Here is an 18,442-nt window from a genome sequence, read left to right as displayed (position 1 = left end):
GGTGAAAGAATGCTAAAACAAATCAAAGAAGTTCAAGATGCGTGGCGAGCCACACAAAGAACTTTAGATATTAAAGTAATTGTTAATGGTAAGACCTATGAAGCTACTGATATCAATAGTTTGAAATATGATTCGGGAGCATATACCGGAGATACATTTGCAATTGGCTCTACGTACTCCAATAATGTGCAGATTGAATTTTCTCATCTTGTTGAAGGATTGAAGCTAGGAATGGAAGTTCGTCCTAGTATTGGAATAAAAACGTCTAAAGGCTACATTTATGAACCATTAGGCGTTTTTATTATATCCAGCGAAATAAAGATGGATCGAAATAATAATTTAACATCCATTAGTGCTAGCGATAGATTTTGTGGATTAGAAGGTACATATAAATCAAAACTAGCATATCCCGCAAAAGTTTTAGACATAATTGCGGAAATCTGTGCTCAGTCTGGAGTTAAAGCAAACGTCAATGATTTAGCACGGCTTCCACATCAAGCTGATTTACCTATTCCAATTAGTGGCCAAAGTTATAGAAAAGCTCTAGGGTGGATTGCACAATTATACGCTGGTTATGCTACATTTGATCGACAAGGATTATTCACGATTAGAACTATTGCTGAACCGAATTATGAGCTCGATCCTAGTCAATATGAACAAGCGGGGTTAACTAAGAATGAAGCACCATATAAAATTGGTGGTATTCAGTGTCAAACAGTCATTACTACCAAAACTAGAGATGGCGAGAACACTGACGAGACAAAAACTTATCAAGTTGGTGATACTAGTGGTTCGCAAATTAAGCTAGAGAATAACATTATGACGCCTGATCGGCTAAATAATATTTGGGAGCAAATTAAAGACATTAGTTTTTATCCATTTAATTTGAATTGGTTCGGCAATCCTGCTATTGAAGCTGGTGATTGGCTACGGTTAGAAGACAAGCAAGGTAATAAATTTATAGTTCCTAATAACAGCTACACGCTTGATTTTAATGGTGGACTTTCAGCAACTTCGAAAGCTGATCAAACATCTTCTACTGATTCAGTAATTAGCTGGAGAGGTACTTATGCTCAAATTATTGAAGAACTTCAAGCGCGTAAAGCACCTGACGGTACAGTTATTTTTCCACCTAGTATAGTAGAGCCTCCAAAGAATGCTAAGCCTAATGATGTCTGGTTTAAGCAGAACGGTAATTCTACAGAATTGTGGGTATTTACTGAACAAGAAGATGGAACAGGTAAATGGATCAGAAGAGATCTGACTCCAGACGAGATTAAAAAGCAGGTTAAAGAAGCACAAAGTGGCTTAAGTGATGCCAAAAAACAAATTGCTGATAATTTGGCCAAAGCTGATGGAGATATTGATGAGCTTAATGCAAGCATCAACGCTCAAAAAGGAACGATTGATGGTCTAAGTACAACCGTCAATACAGTTGCCATCCCTAAAATTACTGATGTAACTAATAAAGTATCCGATGCTCTGAATAAAATTAATGAGCAGAAAAATATTGTTACTGGATTGCAAAATCAAGCTACTAAGCAAGGTAAGGATATATCTAAGATCAGTACTGATATTCATGGGGTTACTGTTGATTTAGCTAATCTTAATGGGGATGTAAATCAAACTAAAGCTACTGTACAAGGATTGCAGACTACATTGGGTAATGCTCAAGGAGATATTGCACAGATTAAAGTGGATGCTAAAAAACTTTCTACTAGTTTATCTGGTAAGGTTGATAATTCCACGTATGCTAATTTTGTTAGTGCTACAAATAATGTTTTAAATGCTAAGTTGGTTGCTAGTGACTTGAATGGATATGCTAAAACTACTGATGTGCAAGCTACAGCTAATGGGCTACAGCTTAATATCAATAACGTAACAGATAAATTGAATAATCTAAGAATTGGAGGTAGAAATTTAGTTGGCAAGACTGACAAAGAATATGTAATGGGATTTGGAATTCCAAATACCGTTTGGAAAGATAATTTTGCGTATACTTCTTTACCGTTAATTAGTGGTGATGGAGGCGAAATTTTACCCCAAGGTGCGGGATTTTGGCATGTCTTAAGTCCAGGAGAAGAATATACTCAAACTATTTGGATTGAAACAGATGCTATCATAAAAAGTTTAAATGGTACATTTTTAACATGGCTAACTATGGATGATGGGCATGATGTGCAAAAAGCACATATTCAAAGGATAGGAAATAACAGCTATAAAATTATAGGTTCTTATACTTGGCCACAAAATAAAAAAGGCAATAGAGTTCGCTTATTTGATATTTTTAATTTACCAAATTCGATTGACTTGAAAAGTGGAACATATCTAAAGTTTGGAAAACTAAAGTTAGAAGTGGGAAATGCTTCAACTGACTGGACTCCAGCTGTTGAAGATACTGAACATGATCTAGAAAATTTATCTGCTCGCATAACTATTAATAGTCAACAATTTGGTTCTTATTACACTAAAGGTGAGTCTGACAATAGAACTAATATTGCAAAAAATGAAGTTATCAATTCAATTAAAAATGATAGTAATTGGCGTGGATTAACTAATATTCTAACGAATAGTAGCTTTATACAAACTGCAGATGGCTTTATACAAAAAGTACAGCAAACGATGCAACCAATCATTAATGAAAATAATAGTGGTGGAGTAAATTTATTAACTAATACATATACTTTGCATAACTTTAATAATGCTGGTAATGCTGGAGAAGCTACTGGATTTGGAATTGAATCTGGAAATAGTCATAAAAATGAATTAAATGCTGGTGAAATAAGTACAAATGTTTTTCACATTTATGCCAAAGATTTAAATCATGCTCCTGTTTACTTTGGTCAAAACTTTACACTTCCTAAAGGAACTTGGACTCTAAGTTTTTTAGTTCGTCATAATGGAAGTAGTGAACAAAAAATAAGACTAAGCTTTTATACAGAGGATTGTGCTAACAGAGGGTGGATTCCACTAGGAACATCTGATGAGATAGATAACATTTGGAAAAGACATCAGATAACTTTTACAACGACCCAGGAAACTTTTGAACAAAATCCGCGATTACATATGCCAACTGGTGATATAGTCCCCGGTGGCTCTTTGTATTTTGCAAATTTCAAACTAGAATCAGGATCAATTGCTACTACTTGGTGTCCAGCTCCCCAAGATTTAGCTAAACAAGTTGCAGTTGCTGAACTAAATCAAACCATACAAGGGCTTCAATCAACTGTTTCAAGTAACTACGAAAATCTACAGAGCCAGATAAGTCAAACTGCTGGAACTATTAGGAATGAAGTAACTGATAGAACCAATAATCTACAAAGTCAAATTACTCAAAATGCTAATAATATTAACATTAAAGTAAATGCCGTGGGGGATTTATCTAACATATGTTTAAATCCATCATTTATTGATGGAAGTACTCAAGGATGGGAAAACGTATTTAGTTCGTCTGGAGATCCGGGCAGTCCTACAAAGTTTTATGGAGGAGTTAGTACAAGAGATGCATTTTATGGAAATATGTTCCCAGTAGCGACAGGAGACAAATATTTCTTCTCGGTCTTTGCTTGGCAAAATCAATCTACCCATCCTTTAAATGTAGGACTTGCCTATTTGCAAAAAGATGGAAGTTGGAATTGGCAATCTGCTGTAAATTTTGCTCCTAATGAAGGTGCACGAACTAAATCTGGATCTATCACCATTCCTAATGAAGCAGTTAAAGCCAGAATATGGGTTCAAATTGATGCTTATTCTGATTATGGTCATTGGTGGTTCACTAATGTCAATGTTAGAAAAAATGATACGCTTGCACAAATTAATATGTCAGCCGGCACAACTCTAATCCAGAATGACAAGATCTATATGGATGCTAGCTCAACTGTATTTTCTGGCAAAGCCTTCATCCCTAACGCAGCCATAACTAATATTTCAGCTGATAAGATTAACACTGGTACTTTAGATGCCGGTAGGATTAATGTAATTAACTTGAATGCAAACAACATCACTACTGGAACAATAAATGGTGCCAATTTGAAAATTAATCTAAATAGTGGTGAAATTTTGTTCCAAAAAGGTCGTATTGCTTCTACTAATGGAAATCTGAATATTGATATTGATTCAGGTACGATGAGTGTTACAAATTGGATGAATGAGGGAGTTTATTTTAAAGATGGAAAATTAATTCTAGATGATAGAGGATTTGGAGGTTTGATTGCAGATAATCCAAAATATGGTGTAATTCAACGTTCTAATCAAATGTTTAATAATAATGCATTTGGAATGGAACTCAATTCTCCAAATGGAGTAAGTTTAAGGACATCAAATTACGATGGTGTGATAAATACAGGATCAGGATTAGATGGAACTAAAAATGGCGCAGTAATAAGTGTAGATAAAGATGGGTCAGCAGTGGTTAATGGTGCAGGTACCACTTTTTTAACAGGTGGTCCCAAATTTTCTCAATCTGAATATTCTATTGGTACACGTCCACACATCTGGATTGGGACTTTTAATGCTCGACTAGGAGACCGTATTGAAATAGATGCGAATTATGTCCACCTTCCAACAACTTATTATCGAACTACGGGGTCAGCACCAAATCTTTGTATTGCTTCTGATGGTGCTCTTGTCCGTTCAACTTCAGCATCCAAATACAAAACTGATATAAAACGCAGTTTTTCCACTGATTATGGTGAGAAACTTTTAAATTTACCAACTGCAATCTGGACAGATAAAGGTCAAAAAGAAAGATATGAAGCTGGAAAACGTCATATTAAACCGGAACAGTATTTTGGCATGATTGCTGAAGATTTGGCAAATGCAGGTCTAGATCTCTTAGTTAGTCGAAATCCAGAAACACATGAAATTGAGGGTATTCAATATGAAAGAATAGCCCCTGCATTATTGCCGGTAATTAAGAAATTAAAAGATAAAGTAAATAGATTGGAGAAACAAATAAATGAACGATAATGCAATTTCGCAAAAATTAATTAACAAGTTAGCAACTAGTGAGTATAACAATGCAATTTTACAAGTGAAAATTGATGAACTAACTCAAGAATTGAACCAATTAAAGGCAGAAAAGGAGAATAAAGATGTTAAAAACAAGTAAGTCGATTGCAATTTCAGGCCGTTCAATGGTAGATGATAAGCAAGTAGCAACTTTTAACGCTAATATTTATGAGGCTAATGTTTCAGGTGGCAGTGACAACATTAATATGATTATTACCGATCGAGATTTATATGATGCAAATAAAACTGTTGTAAGAAAAGATCTTCAAGATTTTCAAACAAAAGTATGGTCAGCACAAGATGAAGTGATGGCAGGAAGTGATGAAAAGGCAAGTGAAGGTTAATGAACGAGATAGCAAAATTATGGGAAAATATAAAACAAAATCCTCTGCATTTAATCATTGGGCTAATGATTTTTTTATCAGGGAGCTTTTTGTTACTTTGTGATGATTTCTTTCTTTGGCCGCCTGAATGGACCAATGTTTTTAATAATGATCTGATTGACGCTATTGCAATTGTAATAGGCGTCTTTTATTTTGCTTACGTTTTAGCAGGTGCCAATAGTCCACTAGCTAACATTTGTTTATTAACGGCTAGTGCTTTTCTTTTAACAATTCTCATTGTTTTAGAAATTGGATGTGTTTTAGCATTTCAAAATTATCCGTTAGTAATGGCAGCAATTTATCAGTTCGGTGCATTGCTATTAGTTCAAGTATGTGCATCAAGATCACCAGGCTTAAAAAGAAAGTAGGGATAAGAAGTGCAAGAATGGATCGATTTTGTACAAAAAATCGCACTTCTTATTTCTAGCGTTGTGGGACTTTTAACAATTTTCAATACTCTTAAGCAAACAGACTATTCAAATGCTAAGGAAAAGAAGGAAGAACTAAAGGAAGATGTAGAGCTTTATAGAAAAAGATGGCTTCAGGCAGAGGAAGCCTACGACAAGCTTTTGAAAGATAACGAAAAGTTAAAACGAAAGATTAATAGATTGGAAGATAACAATGAATAATATTTTGATTGATGTGTCCGGTGTAGTTATTGCGCTAGCAGTTTCATATTTTGTATTTTGGTATCGCAATCACAAAATTGAAATTGATTCTAAACGAGCTAAGGGAGATGCTTTAGCTTTTGTAGTTGATACTTTGGGTCAAGTTGCTACCAATGTAGTTTATGATTTAAAGGATAGTTCAGAAAAAGGTGTTGAAAAGAAGAAACAGGCGAAAGTGAAAATTAAGAATTTTTATGCAGATGCTCATTTACCAGCACCTAGTGATGACCAACTTTCTGGTGCAATTGAAAAAGCGGTAGCTATAATGAAGTTATCAAATGAAGGTGGAAAGAATGAATAAAGTAGAAAAAAGAAGTTATGGAGTAGATGTATCAAGCCACAATGGAACTGACTTATCAAGCATGGCTCACTCTGGGGCTAAGTTTGCTATCGTAAAGCTATCAGAAGGTACAGGCTATCAAAATCCTAAAGCACAAGCACAAATTTCAAGTGCTAAAGCTAATAACATGCTTACTATGGGTTATCACTATGCCCACTTTGGCGCTGATATCAATCGGGCAGTGCAAGAAGGTAACTATACAGTTAATTCAGCAAAATATGCTGGGCTACCAGCAGGTTCTTACTTGGCTTGTGATTGGGAAGTAGACGATAATAATGTTACTAATGGTGGACGAGTACCTAGTGCTAATGCAATTCTCGCATTCCTTGATGTGGTTGTAGCAGCAGGATATAAGCCACTCTTATACTCTGGTGCAGCTTTGCTAAAAGGTAATATTGATACTGGTAAGGTACTTGCTAAGTATCCTAACTGTCTATGGGTAGCAGCATATCCACTAGGCAACGGTGTACCAGCAAATACGCCTAATTTTGGTTACTTCCCATCAATGGACGGTGTGGCAATTTGGCAATTTACTGATAATTGGCGTGGTATGAGCGTGGATGGTAACATTAGCTTAATTGATCTTAAAACTGACGGTGTACCAACTACTCAACAAGCTAAGCCAGTGGTTAAGCAACCAGTACCACAATCTTTTGTAGATGAACTTGGTGATACTTGGTATACGGAAGAAGGTAAGTTCTATCCAAATGGCACAATCAACATTCGCTATGGTGCTAGAACTACTAGTGATATTATTGGAACGGTTACTAAAGGAGATTGTGTTAAGTATGATGCTTACAGTCGTCATGGTGGTTATGTCTGGATTAGACAACCACGTGCAAATGGTCAATATGGTTTCTTAGTTTGTCGTCAAGGCAATGATCCTTGGGGAAGATTTGAGTAATATAAAGTGATATAATTAAATCACTTAGGATTTAGTCCTCTGGATAGATATCTTTGAAGTTTCTATATCTATTGCCAATTTAAGAAACGAATTAAAATGCATTTTAAAAGCCATTCTGGAGATTAGGTTCTCTGTAGTGGCTTTTTTGTGCTTATATAATAGTAGAAAAATGATATAATTTTATTTGCTGTGTCATGGAGAGTAAGACGTGACACGGCTTTTTTTATTTTTGCTAACTAAAAAATATTGTCTAAAAATGGCTAAAAAAATCAAACCAATTATAAGCACATAATCTGTTAATTACTGGTATTATAAGGTATTAAGTGAATAATAAGCCCATTATCATTCGATTACCTTAACCCCTCATCTCCACTATATGGAATAAAAACCGCTTTAGAGCAACATCTAAGGCGGTTTTTTTGCGTTTAATATAAAATTGATAAGCGATTAACATTTATAAATAAAATTTTGATTTTATTTAATTCTATATAGTTTTTTCAAAATTATATTTATTTTTTTGTAAAAAGATGGTAGTCTGTTATTTGAAAATGTTAAACGCTTAACATGCAGGAGGAAAAAGATGTTGGAAAATAAAAATCATAAATAGATATCTTTAAGCGGAAAATCTTTATTAATGGGAACTTTATCTACTGCAGCAATTGTATTAAGTGCTTCAACTGCAAATGCTGCCACTACTAATGCAGACAACGTTGATAATGTTAATGTTAGTCAAGTTACTACAATAAATGCACCTGCTTCGGTTACAAAAAATGATAATAGTGAATTAAAAGAGGATACTACAAACAAAAAAGTAGCTAGAACTGAGACAAATACTAGTTTGAATTCTAGTAAAGAAATAAATAGCCAAGTTAATGAAAGTAAGGAAGACAGCTCATCAGCACAAGTAGGAAGTGCTCCAGTTTCTACCGATAATGGTAAAGAGGAAAATTCTAGTGATTTAAACCAAGATTCTAATAATATTTCCGATCATTTTAAGGATAATGATGCTCAAGGGCAAAGTTCAAACTCTTCAGCGAAAACCGAATTAAAGGGAAAAATCAAGGAAGTTATTAATAATTCTGGTGTTGACGTCACAAAGCTAACTAATGATCAAATTAATAATTTAAATAAGGTTAATTTTGATGACGAGCCGCAAGATGGAACTAAATTAACATTAAACGACTTAGATGCAATTGGACAAGCTCTTGTAAGAAGAGATCCAAAATATGCAGTTCCATATTTTAATGCAAAAGAAATAAAAAATATGGATGCAGGTGTGACTAAGGATGCACAAACTGGTAAAACTGAAACCTTAGAAATTTGGGATTCTTGGCCAGTACAGGATCCTATAACTGGTTATGTATCGAACTATAAGGGCTACCAACTTGTTGTTGCAATGATGGGAATGCCTAAGAAGAACGATAATCATATCTATCTTTTGTATAATAAATATAATGATAATGAATTCTCACATTGGAAAAATGCAGGTTCTATTTTTGGATATAATGAAACTCCTGATTTACAAGAATGGTCAGGGTCAGCTATTGTAAATAAAGATGGTTCTATTCAATTATTTTATACAAAAAATGATACTTCAGATGGTAAGCTAAATGATCAACAGTTGGCTACAGCTAATTTGAAATTAAATGTTAATAATAATGGTGTTTCAATTGCTAGTGTTGATAATGATCATGTGATTTTTATTGGTGATGGTAAAAATTATCAAACTTATGATCAATTTGCAAACGGTGAAAATAGAAATAGAGATAATTATACATTACGTGATCCTCATGTAGTAGAAGAAAAAAATGGTGACCGTTATTTAGTATTTGAAGCAAACACTGGAAGCAATAATTACCAAAGTAAAGATCAAATTTATAGATGGGCTAATTATGGTGGAAATGACAAATTTAATATCAATAATTTCCTGAGCTACTTTGATAATAAAGATGATCAAGCTCTTGCTTCTGTCGCTAACGGTGCGCTGGGGATTTTGAAATTAAGCGGGAATCAAAATAATCCAACTGTGAAGTTAGATGATGTTTACTCACCTTTAGTAACGTCATTAATGGTTAGCGATGAAATGGAAAGACCTGACATTGTTAAAGTTGGAAATAAGTATTATCTATTTTCAGCAACAAGATTGTCTCGAGGAACTAAAGGTGAAATTACTCGTCTTGCTAATAAGATTGTCGGGGATAATGTAGCGATGATTGGTTTTGTTTCTGACAGCTTAACACATGGGTATGTACCATTAAATGGTTCTGGTGCTGTATTAACTGCATCTGTCCCTGCAAATTGGCGTACGGCAACTTATTCGTATTATGCAGTTCCTATCAAAGGAAAAGACAATCAGCTTTTAATTACGTCTTATATGACTAATCGTGGTGAAGTAGCTGGAAAAGGTAACAATTCGACTTGGGCACCAAGCTTTATCTTGCAACTTAATCCAGATAATACTACTACTGTTTTAGCCAAATTAACTAATCAAGGTGTTTGGGTTTGGAATGGTGATAGTGAAAATAAGAATATGATTGGTACTCTTGAAAAGGATTCTTCAAATAGTGCTGCTTTAGATGGAGAATGGGGAAAGTTTATTGATTGGGATGCAATTAATAGTTATAGTTTGAAACCACATCAACCTGTGACACCACCAGATACGCCAGACATTCCGGATATACCACCAACACCAAACACACCTGACACCCCACATACACCAACAACACTAAACACACCTGACACTCCACGTACTCCAGAGGTTCCAACAACTCCAGTTAAGAAAACTACTCAGTCAGAACTTCCAAAGGCAGGAGCTAAAGATGGTATTGCTGCAGCAATTTTAGGTGCTGTAAGCTCAATGTTAGGAGCTATCGGTTTAGCGGGTATTTCAAAACGCAAGCGTAATAACTAAGTTTATAAAAAAGATGAGTTTTAATATGACTCATCTTTTTTTTGCTATAAATATAATTTATTCTAGTATGAAAAACTGTAAATTCTCTCAAAATTGTCTTTTTTCTATAATAATTTTGAAAGGTAATTCTGAGGAAATGACTATCTATAGCATAAAAATATATTTCATTATGCTTAGCAAATATTAGACATTTACTTTTCATAATTTAGACTAAATATTTGAAAGAGTTTAATAAAGAGGAAATTTATGCAAGAATTAATGAAAAATATTTTGAAGGAGAAAGAGTTTTATATGGTCTTTCTAACACAATTTTAGAGAATGTTACGTTCGGTGAAGGAAAATCTCCTCTAAAAGAAACGCAGAATTTAGAAATAAAAGTTAATATTTTTAAATATAAATATCCTTTATAGTATTCAGATAATATTAAAGTTACTGATAGTACATTTGAAACAATGTCTAGAAGTGGTATTTGGTACACTAATAATATCTCCATTAAAAACTCGATTTACAAGCTCCTAAATTATTTAGAAGATGTAAGCACGTTTCTTTAGATCGTGTATTCTTTTCTGATGCTGAAGAAACAATGTGGACTTGTGAGGATATTACTATCAAAAATACTGAGATTAATGAGGATTGTTTCGAAAAAGATAGTTCTGATATCTATATGGAAAATGTGAGCATGATTGGAAACTACGTTTTTGATGATGCGAAAAATATTGTCTGCAAAAATTGTAGTTTTGTATCTAAAGATGTATTTTGGAATTGTGAAAATGTAACTTTAATTAATTGTCAAATGAATGGGGAATATTTAAGCTGGAATAGTAGGAATATTATTTTCAGTGATTGTAGTATTGAGAGTGATCAAGGGCTTTGCTACATGAATCATGTCACTTTAGAAAACTGTATTTTAAATCAAACAACTTTGGCCTTTGAAAAATGTAGTAACATTAACGCGACTATCGATAGTAAGATTACTAGCGTTAAAAATCCTATTTCTGGAGTAATTAAAGCTAAAGAGATTGATACATTATTGATCCAGAAGATACAGAAATCATTTCTGAAGAAATGATTGATAATAAATTATCAATTTCTCATCAAAATCAAGAGGGTGAATAAATTTGAAATATGATTTTAAAACAGTTGTAAATAGGCGTCATACTGATTCGGTAAAATGGAATGTTAAGGATAATGAATTACCGATGTCAATTGCTGACATGGATTTTAAAACCGCATCGAAAATTATTTTAGCAATGAAAGAAAAAATAAAATTAGAAGCTTTTGGTTACGAAGAACCAGGGAAGGATTACTTTAATTCAGTAAGCAATTGGTATGAACTAGAGTATGGTGCAGATGCTGAACCAAACTGGATGATTTTTGCTACTGGAGTAGTTCCAGCTATCTCATCAATTGTTAGACGTGTTTCTCATATCGGCGATAATGTATTAGTGCAAGAGCCGGTTTATAATATTTTTTATAATTCTATTGAAAATAATGGTCGCCAGGTATTATCAAATGATTTAATTTATAGTAATGGTAAATATGAAATTAATTGGCAAGATTTAGAAGAAAGCTGGCTAATCCCTTAACTACTTTGATGATTTTCTGCAATCCGCATAATCCTACAGGAATTGTATGGAAAAAGAGCGAAGTAGAAAGAATTGCGTCTCTATGCCAAGAAAATAATGTAATTCTTCTGTCTGATGAGATTCATGGGGACTTAGTGCGTAATAACGTCAAATATACACCTGCTTTTTCTGTTGCTAAAACCTTAATAAGCAATGTAATTAGTTTAGTGTCTCCAAGTAAAACTTTTAATGTTGCTGCTCTTCATACCGCAACTGTGATTATTCCTGATAATAATTTACGTGATATGATTAATCGCGGATTAAATAGCGATGAATTAGTTGAACTTAATCTTTTAGCTATTCCAGCGACAATTGCCGCTTATACGGAAGGATTTAATTGGTTGCATGAGTTATTAGCAGTAATTGACAATAATTTCGCCTATGTCGAAAAGAAAATTACTAGCCAATTAGAAAATGTAAAAATTGTTTCTGGCCCGGCTACTTATTTAATGTGGCTAGATGTAAGCAAGATTACTCATGACAGTTACAGATTAGCTGCATATCTTCGAAAAGAGACTGGTTTAATTGTGTGTGCTGGTCGTATATATCGCGGAAATGGTAATGAGTTTTTATGGATAAATTTAGCTTCTCCTAAGTCAATGGTAGAAGATGGAATCAGTAGGTTAATTACTGAAATTAAAAAATATTCAAAAAAATAGTTAAAAGTGATTTCGAAATCATCTCAAAAAGATATATACTTTTATTGAGGTGATTTTTTATGGAACCATTATTTTTAACGCCCTATTTTCGACCAAAAATTTGGGGTGGTCGTAAATTAAATACTGTTTTAGGATATGATATTCCTGATGGAAAAGTTGGAGAAGCTTGGGTAATTTCGGGCTATAAAGATGATGCTTCAACTGTGAATGCTGGTCCATTAAAAGGCAAGACATTACGAGAGGTATATTTAGAACACCCAGAGTTATTTGGCAATCCGAAAGCTAAGGAATTTCCTTTATTAGTTAAATTTTTAGATGCAAATGATAATTTATCTGTTCAAGTACACCCAGATGATGATTACGCTAGAATTCATGAAAATGATTCTGGAAAAACTGAAAGTTGGTATGTGCTTCATGCGGAACCTGGTGCTAAACTTATCTATGGGCACAATGCAAAAAGTAAGGAAGAACTTGAAAAGTGGATTAAAGATGGAAAATGGTCCAAGCTTTTACGATATGTACCAGTAAAAGAGGGAGACTTTTTATATGTTCCATCTGGTACGGTTCATGCTTTAACAAAAGGGATTATGGTTATTGAAACCCAACAATCAAGTGATGTAACCTATAGGTTGTATGATTGGGACCGAGTAGATAAGAAAACTGGTAAGAAGAGAGAGTTGCATATTAAGCAATCTCTTGATACTATTCAAGTACCACATAAAGACCCGAAGCTGAAAATTACGTCAGAAACTGTTGGAGATGCAAAGATAACCACTTTGGCTCAGCCACCAATGTCGCCTCATTTTTATTTGTGGCAAATTGATGTTGATGGAGAATTTAGTTGGAGTTTAAATGATCACCCATATCTTTTAGTTTCTGTAATTAAAGGCGATGGTAAGTTTATCGCAGATGGCAAAGAATACGATATCAAATTGGGTAGTAACTTTATTATCCCTAATGAGATGAAGTACTTTAGTTTTAGCGGTAATTTACGTTTAGTAATTTCAGCTCCTGGTAAAGAATAATTTTAAATGAATGGAGTTGGTCAAATGATATATATTGGTTGCGGGGTAATAATGTTTGTAATCGGAGTCATTTGGCTTATTGCTCCTTCACCTAATCCAAATCGAATTTACGGATACATGTCTTATTTAGCTTCAGTTAATGAAGCTAGTTATAAATATGCACAAAAAGTAGCAAGGAATTACTTTATGCTTTTTGGTATAATTCAGTTTTTATTAGGCGTAGTTATCCATTTGTTACATTGGGATCGCTATTTCTTAATCTGGTTACTTACCTTTTATTTGTTTATTTTGGCCCCGATAATTATGACTGAAAAGAAACTACAATCTTTTTTACGCGCTCGTCATGAGTTGCCCCATGATTATATTGAACCGGATAAAATAAAACATACTAAAGTAAAGGGATTTAAGGACAAATAATGCTAAAAATTTTAATGGTTGAAGATGACAATTCTGTTGCAGAAATGATGAAGATGTTCTTTAGTAAAGAACAATGGGATGTTGATATAGCTAAAGATGGAGTAGAAGCTGTTGAAATGTTTAAAAAAGCTCCAGATTCTTATGATATAGTTACGCTGGATCTTAACTTACCTAAAAAAGATGGTATGGAAGTAGCTAAAGAAATTAGAGCTATTTCCTTATCAATTCCAATAATTATGCTTACGGCTCGTGACTCAGAAAGTGATCAAATTTTGGGTTTAGGAATTGGTGCTGATGAATATGTTACTAAACCATTTAGTCCATTAGCCTTAATTGCTCGGATTAAAGCTTTATACCGTAGAAGCCACTTAGAAAAAGATATGTATGCTTCTAATGGGGTAAAGTATGATGTTGTTACTAAGCATTTAGAAATTTCAGAAGATCGCCGAGAAGTCCGTTTTGATGGTAAACTTGTTGAAGGGTTAACGCCAAAAGAATTTGATCTTTTGTACACTATGGCTCAAAAACCAAAACAAGTCTTTTCAAGAGATAAGTTATTGGAACTAGTTTGGGGCTATGAATTTTTCGGTGAAGAAAGAACTGTTGATGCTCATATAAAAAAGTTGCGTCAAAAGTTAGAAAAAGCTGGTCCACAAGTAGTTCAAACTGTTTGGGGCGTAGGGTACAAATTTGATGATTCTGAGGTATAGAAATTGAAACTATTCTATCAAGAAATGCTAGGTTTTTTACTAGTAATTATTACTAGTATCATAATTATTGGTTCATCGACTATTCATTTTGCGACCATTCAAGCATATTCTCAAAGCTATTCACGTTTAGAGGGTTATGGAACTTCAATTGGAAAATTAGCTTTAGCTAAAGATAATCCACGACATGAATTGGATGCTAAATTTTTAAAAAATTTACAGGTAGTAATGGAAAGCGAAGATTTACATCTTCGCATTTTTAATAATAAAAATCGACAGGTTTATCCCGAAACTACGATGAATTGGGCTCTTCCTAAAAAACTTTTTAAGCAATTAAAAAATGGAAAGACAATTAGAATTAGAAATGACCATGAAGATGAGCAAATAAGTTCTTTTTCTAGTAAGGATGCTTATACTAGTGTAATTGTTCCTTGGCGTAGTAAAGGAAAGCTGGTTGGCGTTATTTGGATTGGATCAAGAGTTCAGAATGTTGAACAAATGATTGTACGAGAAAAACATAATTTAGTTACTGCTTTACTCAGTTCCTTAGTTATCGGTGGGCTAATTAGTTTTGCTTTATCTTATTATATTTCTAGAAAAATCAAGTTGTTGTCTAGTGGTACTAAAAAGGTTGCTCAAGGTGATTTTAATGTTCATTTGAAACATAAGGATACGGATGAGATTGATGATTTAGCACGTAATTTTAATATTATGGTTAATGCATTAAGAGAATCAAATGATGAAATTAAAGCTCAAGAGAAAAGACGGGAGCAATTTATGGCAGATGCAGCTCACGAAATGCGTACACCTTTAACGACAATTAATGGATTATTGGAAGGCTTTGAATATGATGCGATTCCTGAAGAGGCTAAACCTAAATCCATTGCTTTAATGCATAGTGAAACTAAACGATTAATTAGACTTGTAAATGAAAATTTGGATTATGAAAAAATTCGAAATAATAAAATTAGTTTAATTCAGTCAAAGTTTAATGCAACTGAAATTTTGACAAATCTTTTAACTCAAATGAAGCAAAAAGCTATTGAAAAAAATGATGAGTTAATTCTTAACTGTCCTTCAGAAGTAGAAGTTTATGCTGATAAAGATAGATTTACTCAAATAATGGTAAATCTAGTTCAGAATGCTTTACAATTTACTGAAAATGGTAAAATTATAATTTCCGGTAAGCGAATTGAGCATGCAGCTCAATTTAGAGTAGCTGATACAGGAATTGGAATGAATAAGAAACAAATGAAGTATATTTTTGAAAGGTTTTATAAAGCAGATCCTTCTAGAGCTAAAATTGGTTCTGGAGAATCAGGATTGGGACTTTCAATTGTTTTATCTCTTATTAAACAGCACGGCGGTAAAATTGATGTGGACTCACAACCGGGAAAGGGAGCTCAATTTACTGTAACTTTGTATGATAAAGGGTATAAAGAATTTATTAGAGACTAAATAAAAGGTCAGTACTTAGACTAATAAGTACTGACCTTTTATGCTTATTTATCGGGATTATCTTTTTCTGGAGAATTATCAGAGCTATTTTTATTTTTATCACTAACAGCAGATTGAATATTTTCAGGAACATTGTTGATTTCATCTTTATTAGTTTCTGGCGCATCGGTAGTATAAAGATCAGTAGTCGTTCCCTTATGTTGAGAATAAAGGGAAGTAGATTTATTACGGAGATCTTTTCTTAATTTAAGCATTCTTTGATAGTTGACTTTATAATCAAATTCATTTGGATTAGTTGGAATGAATCCAGCAGGGGTATAGAAACGCAAAAGATTATGATTATTTAATAAGTCGGAGTAGTGAAGCGAATTATGTCCATATTCAACTAAATTATTAATTTCATCTTTTTGTTTCTTAGTAAATTTAGTAATTTTCTCGCCTGTTTGATAGTTATAAATGGTTCCCTTAATTCCCTTTCCGCCAATAATTATATATTTTGGTGTAACAATTGTACCGTTTCTAAAGACAACTATTTGACGATATTGCTTTGAGAATAGATCTTGACCAAATTGAATATAATTTTTGTTGGAAATTCCTAGTAAGTGAAGAAGAGTAGGAAGAACATCAATTTCACCACTAATTTTATTGTCAACTTTTCCCTTGATACCATCCATATGAATCATGAATGGTACTTTTTGAAGTTCTGTTGTGTCGTAAGATGTCCATTTATTGAAGTCTTTACCTAATACTGGGGCAAGAGCTGATAATTCATCATCTGAACTACCAACACCATAGTGATCGCCATACAAAATGACCATCGTATTTTTATCTAGACCACTCTTTTTTAAGTAATCAAAGAATTCTTTTACTGATTGATCAAGGTAATGAGCAGTTTCAAAATAATTATTTATTGTTGTATTTGAAGTATTGGTAGTGGTGAAATTATTGTCTTTATCTTCCTGATCCATTTGGAATGGAATGTGATTAGTAACAGTTAAGTACTTCACATAGAAGGGTTGCTGCATTTGTTCAAGGTATTTGATACTTTGACTAAATAACAACTTATCCTTTAAACCATAGCCAATTTTGTCGTTTTTCTTTTGAGAGAAATAATTCGCATCAAAGAAGTAATTATAGCCTAAGTTTTTATATACTTCATTACGGTTCCAAAAGGTCCCGGTATTTCCATGGAAAACGGCAGACGTGTAACCACTTTGTCTCATAATTTGTGGAGCACCCTGAAAAGTATTTTCAGAACCTAAAGATGAGAAAAGAGAACCATCTGAAATGCCATATGTTCCCGTTTCAAGCATGTTTTCCGCGTCACTAGTTCTACCTAATCCTACTTGATGATAGAAATTACTGAAACTAACAGTATCTTTATTATGATATAGCGAATTTAGAAAAGGAGTGACTTCTTGACCATTAACCTTTAGTCCAATTAAAAACTGCTGGAAACTCTCTAAGTGTAGGACAATAACATTTTTGCCTTTGGCTTTACTAAAATATTGTGGATTAGCTTTAGCATAATTTTTCTTGGTAAAGTCTAAGACTTCGTTGATGTCTTCAGCATTAGCGTTCTTTTTAACTTGATTTGATTGAGCACTCTTTAATAGATCATAAACTGAATAAGTATCAATTCCTAAGTACTTGACTACATAAGAACGATCAAAAGTATTTCTCAGTAATCTAGGACGAGAAGTTTCTGCTAGAAACATATTTAGTGTTAGCATGAAAACTCCGAAAGATGAGACAGCAAAAGGTCGTTTAAAGCCGTACTTGCGTGGATCAATTTTGATTACTTTTAAGATCAATAAGATGATAATGATGATTATATCTAACCAAAGAAAGATATCACTGGGATGCAATAAAGCAACTGTACTTTTTCCTAAACCTTGTGAGACTTTGTCGGTATTTTGAACGGTTTTGCTAGTTAAAAAGTCTGAAAATTGTCGGTAGTAAATTACGTTTGCAAAAAGCAAGATTGTATTTAATGTATCCAAAACTAGCATAGCCATATAGGAAACAAGTGGCTTAGAGAAGTAGAGACCTAAACTTAAAATAATAATACACGTTCCTAAAGGCGTTAGCCAAACTATGAAGTGTTGATATGGATCACCTAGTCCGAGTTTAAAATCAAAGTAAACTGCATACATATACTTTGCCCAGAAGCAAAGAGTAAGGATTGTTAAAAATCCAATTCTAGTTTGCCAAAAATTACGTTTTGTTTTATTCACGCTAAAATACTCCTTTTAATAAGGAATATTTTACTGGTAATTTCAAAAAACGACAAACTTTTATTAAAGATTTGCGTTTTTTTAACATTTTGAAAAAA

13 protein-coding genes and 2 pseudogenes are annotated in these 18,442 nt (G+C 33.3%); 14 read left to right on the top strand and 1 reads right to left on the bottom strand.

What is annotated here, in order from left to right; genetic code table 11:
- Positions 1-9: 9 nt before the first annotated feature.
- From H1A07_RS06130 to H1A07_RS06065, 14 genes and pseudogenes are all read left to right on the top strand, one after another.
- Positions 10-4,968, top strand: a complete 4,959-nt coding sequence (locus tag H1A07_RS06130) for a gp58-like family protein (protein ID WP_210144698.1) — start codon at positions 10-12, stop codon at positions 4,966-4,968.
- A complete protein-coding gene (locus tag H1A07_RS06125) occupies positions 4,958-5,110 on the top strand; it encodes a hypothetical protein (RefSeq protein WP_210144697.1) in 153 nt (50 codons plus the stop codon). The genes H1A07_RS06130 and H1A07_RS06125 overlap by 11 nt, the downstream gene beginning before the upstream one ends.
- Positions 5,094-5,354, top strand: a complete 261-nt coding sequence (locus H1A07_RS06120) for a hypothetical protein (RefSeq protein ID WP_210144696.1) — start codon at positions 5,094-5,096, stop codon at positions 5,352-5,354. The genes H1A07_RS06125 and H1A07_RS06120 overlap by 17 nt, the downstream gene beginning before the upstream one ends.
- A complete protein-coding gene (locus tag H1A07_RS06115) occupies positions 5,354-5,761 on the top strand; it encodes a hypothetical protein (RefSeq protein ID WP_011161511.1) in 408 nt (135 codons plus the stop codon). The genes H1A07_RS06120 and H1A07_RS06115 overlap by 1 nt, the downstream gene beginning before the upstream one ends.
- A gap of 9 nt (positions 5,762-5,770) precedes the next feature.
- Positions 5,771-6,022 carry a hypothetical protein gene (locus H1A07_RS06110; RefSeq protein ID WP_210144695.1) on the top strand — a complete coding sequence of 84 codons (252 nt, stop codon included), beginning with the start codon at positions 5,771-5,773 and terminating at the stop codon, positions 6,020-6,022.
- Positions 6,015-6,362, top strand: a complete 348-nt coding sequence (locus H1A07_RS06105) for a phage holin (RefSeq protein ID WP_210144694.1) — start codon at positions 6,015-6,017, stop codon at positions 6,360-6,362. The genes H1A07_RS06110 and H1A07_RS06105 overlap by 8 nt, the downstream gene beginning before the upstream one ends.
- A complete protein-coding gene (locus H1A07_RS06100; RefSeq protein ID WP_210144693.1) occupies positions 6,355-7,305 on the top strand; it encodes a GH25 family lysozyme in 951 nt (316 codons plus the stop codon). Before H1A07_RS06105 ends, H1A07_RS06100 begins: the two co-directional genes overlap by 8 nt.
- 634 nt (positions 7,306-7,939) lie before the next feature.
- On the top strand, positions 7,940-10,216 hold the full coding sequence (locus H1A07_RS06095) for a glycoside hydrolase family 68 protein (RefSeq protein WP_210144692.1): 2,277 nt from the start codon (positions 7,940-7,942) through the stop codon (positions 10,214-10,216).
- Between the two features lie 218 nt (positions 10,217-10,434).
- A pseudogene (locus H1A07_RS10570) lies at positions 10,435-11,285 on the top strand (DUF3737 family protein).
- A gap of 49 nt (positions 11,286-11,334) precedes the next feature.
- A pseudogene (locus H1A07_RS06085) lies at positions 11,335-12,500 on the top strand (MalY/PatB family protein).
- A gap of 59 nt (positions 12,501-12,559) precedes the next feature.
- Positions 12,560-13,525: a mannose-6-phosphate isomerase, class I gene (manA, locus tag H1A07_RS06080; RefSeq protein ID WP_210144691.1), complete on the top strand. Its 966-nt coding sequence runs from the start codon at positions 12,560-12,562 to the stop codon at positions 13,523-13,525.
- Between the two features lie 24 nt (positions 13,526-13,549).
- Positions 13,550-13,942, top strand: coding sequence for an SdpI family protein (locus H1A07_RS06075; RefSeq protein ID WP_012846402.1), 393 nt, complete (start codon positions 13,550-13,552; stop codon positions 13,940-13,942).
- On the top strand, positions 13,942-14,652 hold the full coding sequence (locus H1A07_RS06070) for a response regulator transcription factor (RefSeq protein ID WP_057719469.1): 711 nt from the start codon (positions 13,942-13,944) through the stop codon (positions 14,650-14,652). The genes H1A07_RS06075 and H1A07_RS06070 overlap by 1 nt, the downstream gene beginning before the upstream one ends.
- A 3-nt stretch (positions 14,653-14,655) precedes the next feature.
- Positions 14,656-16,107: a HAMP domain-containing sensor histidine kinase gene (locus H1A07_RS06065; RefSeq protein ID WP_057719468.1), complete on the top strand. Its 1,452-nt coding sequence runs from the start codon at positions 14,656-14,658 to the stop codon at positions 16,105-16,107.
- A gap of 44 nt (positions 16,108-16,151) precedes the next feature.
- Here H1A07_RS06065 and H1A07_RS06060 read toward each other — a convergent pair whose 3' ends face one another.
- Entirely contained in the window at positions 16,152-18,344 is a 2,193-nt protein-coding gene (locus H1A07_RS06060) for an LTA synthase family protein (RefSeq protein WP_210144690.1), read from the bottom strand.
- Between the last annotated feature and the right edge of the window lie 98 nt (positions 18,345-18,442).

Source organism: Lactobacillus taiwanensis (genome assembly GCF_017894345.1).
Lineage (GTDB): Bacteria > Bacillota > Bacilli > Lactobacillales > Lactobacillaceae > Lactobacillus > Lactobacillus taiwanensis.
This window is presented reverse-complemented; position numbering and strand designations above follow the sequence as displayed.

What these genes read in the sequence shown, in the direction of transcription:
- H1A07_RS06070 (WP_057719469.1), top strand. Translation starts at nt 13,942, where the DNA reads ATGCTAAAAATTTTAATGGTTGAAGATGACAATTCTGTTGCAGAAATG.
- H1A07_RS06130 (WP_210144698.1), top strand. Translation starts at nt 10, where the DNA reads ATGCTAAAACAAATCAAAGAAGTTCAAGATGCGTGGCGAGCCACACAA.
- H1A07_RS06100 (WP_210144693.1), top strand. Translation starts at nt 6,355, where the DNA reads ATGAATAAAGTAGAAAAAAGAAGTTATGGAGTAGATGTATCAAGCCAC.
- H1A07_RS06120 (WP_210144696.1), top strand. Translation starts at nt 5,094, where the DNA reads ATGTTAAAAACAAGTAAGTCGATTGCAATTTCAGGCCGTTCAATGGTA.
- H1A07_RS06125 (WP_210144697.1), top strand. Translation starts at nt 4,958, where the DNA reads ATGAACGATAATGCAATTTCGCAAAAATTAATTAACAAGTTAGCAACT.
- H1A07_RS06105 (WP_210144694.1), top strand. Translation starts at nt 6,015, where the DNA reads ATGAATAATATTTTGATTGATGTGTCCGGTGTAGTTATTGCGCTAGCA.
- manA (WP_210144691.1), top strand. Translation starts at nt 12,560, where the DNA reads ATGGAACCATTATTTTTAACGCCCTATTTTCGACCAAAAATTTGGGGT.
- H1A07_RS06075 (WP_012846402.1), top strand. Translation starts at nt 13,550, where the DNA reads ATGATATATATTGGTTGCGGGGTAATAATGTTTGTAATCGGAGTCATT.
- H1A07_RS06095 (WP_210144692.1), top strand. Translation starts at nt 7,940, where the DNA reads ATGGGAACTTTATCTACTGCAGCAATTGTATTAAGTGCTTCAACTGCA.
- H1A07_RS06115 (WP_011161511.1), top strand. Translation starts at nt 5,354, where the DNA reads ATGAACGAGATAGCAAAATTATGGGAAAATATAAAACAAAATCCTCTG.